Origin of the sequence: Actinoplanes sp. NPDC051633 (genome assembly GCF_040681735.1) — a bacterium.
Classification (GTDB): domain Bacteria; phylum Actinomycetota; class Actinomycetes; order Mycobacteriales; family Micromonosporaceae; genus Actinoplanes.
Window position 1 is genome coordinate 1 of record NZ_JBFAZH010000239.1, and the last position, 8,241, is coordinate 8,241.

Annotated in this window: 7 protein-coding genes and 1 pseudogene; 6 read left to right on the forward strand and 2 right to left on the reverse strand. The window is 72.7% G+C overall.

Going from position 1 to position 8,241, the window contains the following annotated elements:
* A pseudogene (locus tag AB0M20_RS15840) lies at window positions 1-356 on the reverse strand (gfo/Idh/MocA family oxidoreductase); the annotation flags it as partial.
* A gap of 49 nt (window positions 357-405) precedes the next feature.
* Between AB0M20_RS15840 and AB0M20_RS15845 the strand changes: the two are divergent.
* The 4 genes from AB0M20_RS15845 to AB0M20_RS15860 are packed head-to-tail and all read left to right on the forward strand — an operon-like array spanning window position 406 to window position 5,105.
* Complete coding sequence (locus AB0M20_RS15845) at window positions 406-2,328, forward strand: discoidin domain-containing protein (RefSeq protein ID WP_364298621.1); 1,923 nt, start codon at window positions 406-408, stop codon at window positions 2,326-2,328.
* A gap of 55 nt (window positions 2,329-2,383) precedes the next feature.
* Window positions 2,384-3,778, forward strand: a complete 1,395-nt coding sequence (locus AB0M20_RS15850) for an MFS transporter (protein ID WP_364298633.1) — start codon at window positions 2,384-2,386, stop codon at window positions 3,776-3,778.
* A 34-nt stretch (window positions 3,779-3,812) separates the two neighbouring features.
* Window positions 3,813-4,298: a GyrI-like domain-containing protein gene (locus AB0M20_RS15855; protein WP_364298623.1), complete on the forward strand. Its 486-nt coding sequence runs from the start codon at window positions 3,813-3,815 to the stop codon at window positions 4,296-4,298.
* A gap of 9 nt (window positions 4,299-4,307) precedes the next feature.
* Window positions 4,308-5,105, forward strand: coding sequence for a helix-turn-helix domain-containing protein (locus AB0M20_RS15860; RefSeq protein WP_364298625.1), 798 nt, complete (start codon window positions 4,308-4,310; stop codon window positions 5,103-5,105).
* Here AB0M20_RS15860 and AB0M20_RS15865 read toward each other — a convergent pair.
* A complete protein-coding gene (locus AB0M20_RS15865; protein ID WP_364298627.1) occupies window positions 5,091-6,005 on the reverse strand; it encodes a 5'-3' exonuclease in 915 nt (304 codons plus the stop codon). The genes AB0M20_RS15860 and AB0M20_RS15865 overlap by 15 nt on opposite strands.
* A gap of 50 nt (window positions 6,006-6,055) precedes the next feature.
* On the opposite strand from AB0M20_RS15865, the gene AB0M20_RS15870 reads away from it, so the two are divergent.
* Window positions 6,056-7,213: an acyl-CoA dehydrogenase family protein gene (locus tag AB0M20_RS15870; RefSeq protein WP_364298629.1), complete on the forward strand. Its 1,158-nt coding sequence runs from the start codon at window positions 6,056-6,058 to the stop codon at window positions 7,211-7,213.
* Between the two features lie 10 nt (window positions 7,214-7,223).
* Window positions 7,224-7,667 carry an Lrp/AsnC family transcriptional regulator gene (locus tag AB0M20_RS15875; RefSeq protein WP_364298631.1) on the forward strand — a complete coding sequence of 148 codons (444 nt, stop codon included), beginning with the start codon at window positions 7,224-7,226 and terminating at the stop codon, window positions 7,665-7,667.
* Window positions 7,668-8,241 lie beyond the last annotated feature (574 nt).

Consider the following 8,241-nt stretch of genomic DNA (forward strand, 5'->3'; position numbering starts at 1 on the left):
ATTGGTTGGAACCAACAGGCGTTAGTGTGTTGTTGAGTTGGTACTTTCATGGGATTAATCCCATGAAACCCCCATCCAACTCGCATCGCGGGCAGGTCGGGCGCCGGGGGCGTCTCGGCCAGCACGGGCAGGCCGCGCTGCACCGCGTCGCGTACCACCTGGGCGTTGACGTCCCACGGCACCGCCGTGACCACGAAGTCCGCGCGTACCTCATCGATCGTCCGCAGTGCCGGCACCGGCAGCTCCCGCGGCGTGCGCACCACCGCGCCCACACAGTCGACATCGGGCAGTTCGGCGGCGAGCCGCCAGAACATCTCGGCCCGCCACCCGGCGCCGACGACGACAAATGTGGTCATTCGACGAGCTTAGATTGACAGTCCGGTTACTTGATTGTTTCCTCTCGATATGCGCGTCCTCTTCGCGGCCGTCACCGCCGCCGTCCTCGTCCTGCCGGCGCCGGCCGTCGCCTCGGCCCATCCGGCCCATCAGCAGGAGCCGCGGGCGAGGGTGTGGGTGACCACCCCGGATCGCGCCGAGGAGTTGCACGAGCGGGCGCCGGTCTCCTTCGGCACCGGCCGCAGCGACGCGCCGACCATCGTGCTCGACCCGTCCGACCGCTATCAGGAGATCGACGGCTTCGGCGCGTCGATCACCGATTCCTCCGCGGCGGTGCTCTACCGGCTCGGCCCGGCGGCGCGCGAGCAGGCGATGCGGTCGCTCTTCGACCCGCGGGAGGGGATCGGCGTCAGTTTGCTGCGCCAGCCGGTCGGATCGTCCGACTTCACGGCGGCCGCCGAGCACTACACCTACGATGACGTGCCGGCCGGGCAGACCGACTTCGCGCTGCGGCACTTCAGCATCGCGCACGACGAGGCGCAGATCCTGCCGCTGCTGCGCCGGGCCAAGCGGCTCAACCCGCGGCTCAGCGTGATGGCGACGCCGTGGAGCCCGCCGGCGTGGATGAAGACCGGAGACTCGCTGGTCGGCGGCCGGCTCAAGGACGACCCGCGGATCTACGATGCGTACGCACGGTATCTGGTCAAGTTCGTCCGCGCGTACCAGCGGGCCGGGGTGCCGATCGACTACCTGTCGGTGCAGAACGAGCCGCAGAACCGGCACCCCTCCGGATACCCCGGCACCGACATGCCGGTGCGGCAGGAGGCCGCGGTGATCGCCGCGCTCGGGCCCAAGCTGCGGGCGGCGGGCCTCAGGACCAGGATTCTCGGGTACGACCACAACTGGTCGACCCATCCCGGCGACATCGAGTCCACCCCGCCCGGCGAGGACCCGGAGACCGACTACCCGTACCGGCTGCTGCGCACCGAGGCGGCGAAGTGGATCGCCGGCACCGCGTACCACTGCTACTCCGGCGACCCGAGCGCGATGACCGCCCTGCACAACGCCTTCCCGCGCAAGGGCATCTGGTTCACCGAGTGCTCCGGCTCGCACGGACCCACGGACACGCCCGAGCAGATCTTCCGCGGCACGCTCACCTGGCACGCCCGCAACATCATCATCGGCACCATGCGGAACTGGGCGAAGTCCGCGGTGAACTGGAACATCGCGCTCGACTCGACCGGCGGCCCGCACCTGGGCGGCTGCGACACCTGCACCGGGCTGCTGACGCTGCACCCGGACGGGAGCGTCTCCCGCGACGCCGAATACTTCACCATCGGGCACGCGGCGAAGTTCGTGCGCCCGGGCGCGGTCCGGATCGGCAGCACGTCCTTCGGCACCACCGGCTGGAACGGCCAGATCATGGACGTGGCCTTCCGGAACCCGGACGGCTCGACCGCGCTGATCGTGCACAACGAGAACGACGACCCGCGTACGTTCGCCGTCCGGGCCGGCGAGCGCGAGTTCGAGTACACGCTGCCCGGCGGCGCCCTGGCGACCTTCACCTGGCCGCGCGACCACCGGCTGGCCGACCGTCTCGCCCCGGTCCGCATCCCGGGCGCCACGGCCACCGCCACGCCGGCCGGCGAGACGCCGCAGGCCGCGGTCGACGGTGACGCGTCGACCCGCTGGTCGAGCGGCGCGCCGCAGGAGCCCGGCCAGCAGCTCACCATCGACCTGGCGCGGTCCGCCGTCTTCGACCGGGTGTCCATCGACAGCGGCGGCAACCTCGGCGACTACGCGCGCGGCTGGCGCCTATCCGCCAGCTCGGACGGCGTCGTCTGGCGCGACCTCGCGAGCGGCGCGTCGACCGGGCAGCTGACCGACGTCGACGTGCCACGTACCCGGGCCCGCTGGCTGCGGATCACCTCCACCGCGAGCAGCGGCAGCTGGTGGAGTGTGGCCGACGTCCGCCTGTACCGGCGGTTTTGACGCGCGCTGACGGGGGCAGCGTCACTGGGTGACCAACCCTGACCGCTGGAAGGCCATGAGCGTCGCGCTCACGGCCGGCTTCATGACGCTGCTCGACGTGAGCATCGTCAACGTGGCGCTGCCGTCCATCCGCGCCGACCTGGAGCTGAGCTCGGGCGCGCTGCAGTGGGTGCTGTCCGGGTACGCGCTGACCTTCGGCCTGCTGCTGGTGCCCGCCGGCCGGTTCGGTGACGCCCGCGGGCGGCGGTCGGTCTTCATCGTCGGGGTGGCCGCCTTCACCCTCGCCAGCGCCGCCGCCGGGCTGGCCGGCAGCGCGCTCTTCCTGGTCGTCGCCCGGCTCGTGCAGGGCGCCGCGGCGGGCGTGGTCAACCCGCAGGTGTCCGGCCTGATCCAGCAGCTCTTCGAGCCGCGCGAGCGGGGCAAGCCGTTCGGCCTGCTCGGCGCGACCATCGGCGTCTCCACCGCGGTCGGGCCGCTGCTCGGCGGCCTGCTCATCGCCGTGTTCGGCGCCGAGCAGGGCTGGCGCTGGATCTTCTACATCAACGTGCCGATCGGCATCGCCGCGATCCTGCTCGCCGTCAAGTACATCCCGGCCAAGCCCGCCGACGACCGGCCGAAGGAGCGCCTCGACCCGGTCGGCGTGGTCCTGCTCGGCACGGGAGTGCTGCTGCTGTTGCTCCCGCTCGTGCAGGAACGGGAGTGGAACGGCCCGGCGAAGTGGCTGCTGATCCCGGCCGCGCTGGCCGTGCTGGCCGGCTTCCTGGCCTGGGAGCGCCGCTACGCCCGGGGCGGCGGCACCCCGGTGATCGACGTGGACCTGTTCCGCACCCGCTCGTACGCCTTCGGCACGGTGATCGGCCTGCTCTACTTCGCCGGCTTCCCGGCGCTGTTCTTCGTCTACACGCTCTTCCTGCAGAACGGCCTCAAGTACAGCGCGCTGCTGGCCGGCCTGGCGGTCACGCCGTTCGCGGTCGGCGGCGCGGCCGCATCCGCGCTGGGCGGGCGGATTGTCGAGCGGTACGGCCGCCCGCTGGTGCTGATCGGTCTGGTCATGGTCGCGGCCGGGCTGACCGCGGTCGTGGTCGTCCTGCACTTCGTGCCCGGCCGAGGCGCCGGCTGGGCCGCCGCGCTGCCGCTGCTCGTCGCGGGCATCGGCGGTGGCTTCGTGATCAGCCCCAACCAGACGCTGACCCTGTCGCAGGTGCCGGTGCGGCGGGCCGGCAGCGCGGGCGCCGTGCTGCAGACCGGCCAGCGCATCGGCACGGCGGTGGGCATCGCGGCGGCCGGCACGGTCTTCTTCGCCCAGCTGGCGTCCAGCGGCGGCAGCTGGGGCCTGGCTCTGCGGTACGCCCTCGGCGTCGCGATCGGGTTCGTGGTGATCGCCACCATCGCGGCGGTCGCCGACGTTGTCGTGGACCGCAGCCGCCAACCGGCGTTGAACCGGTCTTGACCTGGCCCCTGGGGCAGACACCCATACTGCGGTCATGACAGAGATCAGCACTCGCGACGTGCCCGCCCTGCGGGTCGTCACCGAGGTCCGCGTGGTGGACCAGCAACAACTGATGGAGTGGCTGCCCGGGGCGATGGCCCGCGTGGGCGACGCGCCCGGCGGGCTCGACGCGGCGTCGCAGCCGTGGCTCGGGCGGGACACCGGCGACCCGGTGTTCGTCGTCGTCTACGAGGGCAACCCCAACGAGGCGCCATGTGAGGTGGTGGTCGGCCGGCCGGTGGCCGAGGGCGGGGACCGGGAGCTGCCGGCGCACCACGAGGCGTTCGCCCGCGTACGCAAGGCAACGGTACTGAGCGGCGGGCTCGGTGAGGTGTACGAGGGCATCGAGAAGTGGGCCGGCGACCAGGGCCTGACCGTGCTCGGGCCGCCCCGCGAGGTGTACTGGACCGATTTCGGGGCGGCGAGCGAGGATGATGTGGTGTTCGATGTCGCCTGGCCGGTCGCCCAGCACAACGCCTGATGAGGACCGGTGTCTGACGAAGTGCTGCTGACGAGCGGCGAGTTCGCCCGCCGCTCCCGGCTGTCCATGAAGGCGCTGCGGCTCTACGACCGGATCGGCCTGCTGCGCCCGGCGGTGGTCGAGCCGGGCAACGGCTACCGCCGGTACGCCGAGAGCCAGCTCGACACCGCCCGGCTGATCGCCCTGCTGCGCCGGCTCGACATGCCGCTCGCGCAGATCGCGACGATCACCGCCGACCGCGGCGCCGGTGGGGCGGAGCTGCTCGACCGGTACTGGGCCGAGGTCGAGCAGCGCCTGGCCGCGCAGCGCTCGCTGGCCGAGCGGCTGGTGCGCAGCCTGGCGGGGGAGACACCGCCCGGCCCGTGGCAGGTACGCACCCGCGACGTGCCCGACCAGCTGGTGCTGACCGAGCAGCGGCACGTCACCCTGGCGCAGCTCGACTGGCAGCGGGAGGCGACCGCCCGGCTCCTCGCCACGGCCTCGACGGTCGGCGGCGCGGCCGGCCCCCGGTTCGTGATCTTCCACGGCACACCGTCGGAGGACGCGGCCGCGCCGATCGAGGTGTGCGTGCCGATCGCCGCCGATCCCGGGGGAGTCGCCGTCCGGCTCGAACCCGCGCACGCCGAGGCGTACATCCCCGTGGACGCCGGGAACTTCGAGGTCCCGCGTGTCCTGTCGGTCTACGACGCGCTGCGGAGATGGGCCGGACGACGGGCCGCCGGGCCGCCCCGCGAGGTCTACTCCTACGACACCGGGCCCGTGTGCGACATCGCCCTACCCGTTCAGATCGCCCTACCCGTTCAATGAGTCGACCAGCCGGCGCGCCGACCCGGCCAGATTCCACCGCTCCGCCAGGGCGAGCAGCCGGTCCGAGTCCTCGGGCGCCTTCGGCAGAGTGGCGTCGAAGTCCGGCAGCTTCACGTCCAGGGCCACCTTGCAGACCGGCAGCGCCCTGCCCAGGTACTCTGCCGCGTCCTTGAGCTTGGTGCGCAGACCGGGTGCGAAGCCGGCACCCGGGTCGTCGAGGACGGCGAGGATCTGCTCGACGCCGCCGTAGCGGTCGATCAGCCGGGCCGCCGTCTTCTCGCCAACACCGGGCACGCCGGGCAGGCCGTCGCTCGGGTCGCCGCGCATCGCCGCGAAGTCCGCGTACCAGCGGGCCGGCACCCCGTACTTCTTCAGCACCAGCGCGTCGTCGGCGTCTTCCAGCTTGGCCACGCCCCGCCCGCAGTAGAGCAGGCGGGTGCCGCGCTCGTCGTCGACCAGCTGGAACAGGTCGCGGTCGCCGGAGACCACCTCGACCGGTGCGGGCTGGGTGGCCGCGAGGGTGCCGAGCACGTCGTCGGCCTCGTACCCGTCCACCCCGAACGCCGGGATGCCCACCGCGGCGAGCACCTCGAGCAGCACCGGGATCTGCTTCTCCAGCGCCGCCGGCACCTCCTCGACGTCGCCGTGCGCGACCCGGTGCTTCTTGTACGAGGGCACCAGCGCGACGCGCCAGGCCGGTCGCCACGACGCATCCAGCGCGCACACCACCCGATCGGGCCGCCGGGTGCGGATCAGCTGTGCCAGCATGTCCATGAAGCCGCGGATCGCGTTGACCGGCTCACCCGCGTCGGTCCGGGCGGCGTTCTCGGGGATGCCGTGGAAGGCGCGGAAATACAGGCTGGGCGCGTCAACGGCGAGCAGCGGCCGGCGGTCCGTCATGGCACGCAGCCTAATACCTAACAGCCCTAACGACCGTTAAGCTGTCAGTCATGACGGTTGACCGGATGCTGCCGACCGAGGAGGCGTCTGAGCTTCTCGGGTTGACGCGGGAGATCGCCGACGGGGAGCTGGCGCCACGGGCGGCCGATTTCGAGGCGCGGGGAGAGTTCCCGCGCGACGTGCTGCGAACGATCGGGCAAGCCGGCCTGCTGGGCCTGCCCTACCCGGAGGACGACGGCGGCGGTGGCCAGCCGTACGAGGTGTATCTGCAGGTGCTGGAGGTGCTCGCGGCGCGCTGGCTGGCGATCGCCGAGGCGGTCAGCGTGCACACCCTGTCGTGCTTCCCGGTGGCGGCGTACGGCGGCGAGCGCCAGCGCAAGATGCTGCCCGACCTGCTCGGCGGCGACCTGCTCGGCGCGTACTGCCTGTCCGAGCCGCAGGGCGGGTCCGACGCCGCGGCCCTGATCACCCGGGCCGTGCGCGACGGCGAGGACTGGGTGGTGACCGGCACCAAGGCCTGGATCACCCACGGCGGGCAGGCCGACTTCTACAACATCTTCTGCCGCACCGGCGGACCCGGCCCGTCCGGCATCTCCTGCCTGCTCGCCGACGCCGACACGCCCGGGCTGCTGCCGCAGAAGCCGGAGAACACGATGGGCCTGCGCGCGTCCCCGCCGGCCCAGATCGTCTTCGACGGCGCTCGGGTCCCCGCCGACCGGCGGGTCGGCGCCGAGGGGGTGGGCTTCAGGATCGCGATGCAGGCGCTGGACGCCGGGCGGCTGGGCATCGCGGCGTGCGCGGTCGGGCTGGCTCAGGCGGCGCTGGACCACGCGGTCGCGTACGCCGGGGAACGAACGCAGTTCGGCCGTCCGATCGGCGACTTCCAGGGCGTCGGGTTCATGCTGGCCGACATGGCCACCCAGATCTCCGCCGCGCGGGCCCTGACGCTGGCCGCGGCCCGGCTCAAGGACGCCGGCCGGCCGTTCTCGACCGAGGCGGCGAAGGCGAAACTGTTCGCGACCGACATGGCGATGCGGGTGACCACCGACGCGGTGCAGGTGCTGGGCGGGGCCGGCTACGTCGCCGACCACCCGGTGGAGCGCTGGTTCCGCGAGGCCAAGGTGCTGCAGATCGTCGAGGGCACCAACCAGATCCAGCGGATGGTGATCAGCCGGGCGCTGACCCGCGGGGCGGCCGCCGCACAGTAGGGTGGCGGCCGTGGAAGAGATCGACCGGGCCATCGTGGGCGCCCTGACCGCGGACGGCCGGTTGTCGTACACCGACCTGGCCGAGCGCGTCGGGCTCAGCGTGTCGGCGGTGCACCAGCGGGTACGCCGGCTCGAGCAGCGCGGCGTGATCAGCGGCTACACGGCGAGGGTGTCCTTCGAGGCGCTCGACCTGCCGCTGACGGCGTTCGTGGCGATCCGGCCGTTCGACCCGTCCCAGCCGGACGACGCGCCCGACCGCCTCCGGCACCTCCCCGAGATCGACTCCTGCTACTCGGTGGCGGGCGACGACTTCTACCTGCTCCTGGTACGCGTGGCCGGCCCGGCCGACCTGGAGCGGGTGCTGCAGGAGATCCGCACGGCGGCAAACGTCACCACCCGCACGACGGTCGTCCTCTCCACCCCATACGAAAACCGCGCGCCGCAGCTCTCCTAGCCGCGCGCGCTCCGTTTCGTTGCCGGCTGCGGAGTGCCGCGGCCCGGGCCGGCGGCTGTCCGTCACGGCGGCCATGCGGCGTGGGTGCTGGCTGGGCTGGCTAGCGGCCCGTCGCGGTGGCGTTGTGGTTGGTGTTGGCGGCGTGGGCGCTGTGTTCGGGTGAATGCGGCCCGTCGCCGTGAGGTTGTGGTCAGGGCGGCAGCCATGCGGCCTGAGTGCTGGGTTGGGCTGGGTGCGGCCCGTCGCGGTGTGGTCGTGGTCGGGGCTGGCAGCCATGCGGCGTGGGTGGTGGGTCCGGGTTGGGCGCGGCCGGTTGCGGTGTGGTCGTGGTCGGGGCTGGCGGCCATGCGGCGTGGGTGGTGGGTTGCGCTGGGTGCGGCCGGTCGCCGTGAGGTTGTGGTCGGGGCTGGCGGCCATGCGGCGTGGGTGGTGGGTCCGGGTTGGGCGCGGCCTGTTGCGGTGTGGTCGTGGTCGGGGTTGGCGGCCATGCGGCGTGGGTGGTGGGTCGGGCTGGCTGCGGCCGGTCGGGGTGTGGTCGTGGTCGGGGCTGGCAGCCATGCGGCGTGGGTGGTGG